1 protein-coding gene is annotated in these 358 nt (G+C 44.1%); it reads left to right on the plus strand.

Annotated elements, in window-relative coordinates:
• Nucleotides 1–55: 55 nt before the first annotated feature.
• On the plus strand, nt 56–358 hold a 303-nt coding region (locus PT964_RS26385; protein ID WP_274366338.1), incomplete at its 3' end, for a transposase.

A 358-nucleotide genomic window follows, 5' to 3' on the forward strand; every position in this document is an offset into this window, starting at 1 on the left:
TTTGGACACTCCTAACCACTTCAGATACACTAAAAGACAGGTGGAGGAGTTACCCATGAAAAGACGGTTTCGGTGCCCTGTTCAAGCAAAAAAGGAGTACGTAGCTGAAGTTTTGGCTGGTTATCGCACAGAGGTTGTAGCTAGACGATACGGCATGTCTCCAAAAACGCTTAGTATTTGGGTCCGTCAATACCAGGATGAGGTGGACGATCTTATGGCTAAAAAACGTGATGAAGCAGAAAAGCTCAAACTCGATGCTGCAAAGCTTCCTGAGATTGAAAAGAAATACGAGGAGGCTGTAAAGCTGCTTGGCGAAAAGGAACTGGAGATCCGCATCCTTAGAGAATTAGTAAAAAAA

Source organism: Paenibacillus thermotolerans (assembly GCF_028745515.1).
GTDB lineage: Bacteria > Bacillota > Bacilli > Paenibacillales > YIM-B00363 > Paenibacillus_AE > Paenibacillus_AE thermotolerans.